We start from the raw sequence: 555 nt of genomic DNA on the forward strand, positions 1-555 counted from the left end.
CCCCAAACTGGCGTACCGTGATAATGGAACATGACGCAATTCTCTTAATCGTAATTTTGGTTTTCTGGTCTGCGTGCAAATTCTGAATCACTCAAATCAGCCGCAATAAAATGACCTGCCAGCAACGCCAGCAGGCCGAACAAAATAGAGAACTCCGTCATGCCTTCCCCGCGTAAAGGTGATTTTGCGTCTCGCGGATCTGCTGACAGCTTACGCATGTATCAACGCCGGGAACGGCAGCGCGACGCGCGGCAGGAATCGGAGCGTCGCATTCTTCGCAAACGAAAGCAGAAGGCAGCGCAGAGGATTTGCGGGCGTTGGCGATCTGCGCGTTTAGTACCAGCGCTTGCCGCTCCTGTTCGTAGTCCATCAAGTCGGCCATTAGTGCAACTCCGATTTTTTATTCAGTTGAATTAGAGCCTGTCGCCCTAATTCCGCGACACGGCGCGACTCTTTAACGACACCGCTAATATTTGTAATTGATTGATGAAACACACCTCGATTAACGGATAAATTAATCAGGTCAGAGATCAGTTTTAACTCATTAGAGTAAAC

The 555-nt window shown here is 49.2% G+C and carries 3 protein-coding genes; all 3 read right to left on the minus strand.

What is annotated here, in order from left to right:
* Positions 1-44: 44 nt before the first annotated feature.
* Positions 45-218, minus strand: coding sequence for a hypothetical protein (locus AEAC466_RS44825; protein WP_162148985.1), 174 nt, complete (start codon positions 216-218; stop codon positions 45-47).
* Positions 158-382: a TraR/DksA C4-type zinc finger protein gene (locus AEAC466_RS43470; RefSeq protein ID WP_023460307.1), complete on the minus strand. Its 225-nt coding sequence runs from the start codon at positions 380-382 to the stop codon at positions 158-160. Before AEAC466_RS43470 ends, AEAC466_RS44825 begins: the two co-directional genes overlap by 61 nt.
* A partial coding sequence (locus AEAC466_RS45285) for a DUF5405 family protein (protein ID WP_200864004.1) occupies positions 382-555 on the minus strand: 174 nt, incomplete at its 5' end. The genes AEAC466_RS45285 and AEAC466_RS43470, both read right to left, overlap by 1 nt.

It is taken from the genome of Asticcacaulis sp. AC466 (assembly GCF_000495815.1).
Classification (GTDB): domain Bacteria; phylum Pseudomonadota; class Alphaproteobacteria; order Caulobacterales; family Caulobacteraceae; genus Asticcacaulis.

Coding starts and splice junctions, on each gene's coding strand:
- AEAC466_RS44825 (WP_162148985.1), bottom strand. CDS start 218: ATGCGTAAGCTGTCAGCAGATCCGCGAGACGCAAAATCACCTTTACGC.
- AEAC466_RS43470 (WP_023460307.1), bottom strand. CDS start 382: ATGGCCGACTTGATGGACTACGAACAGGAGCGGCAAGCGCTGGTACTA.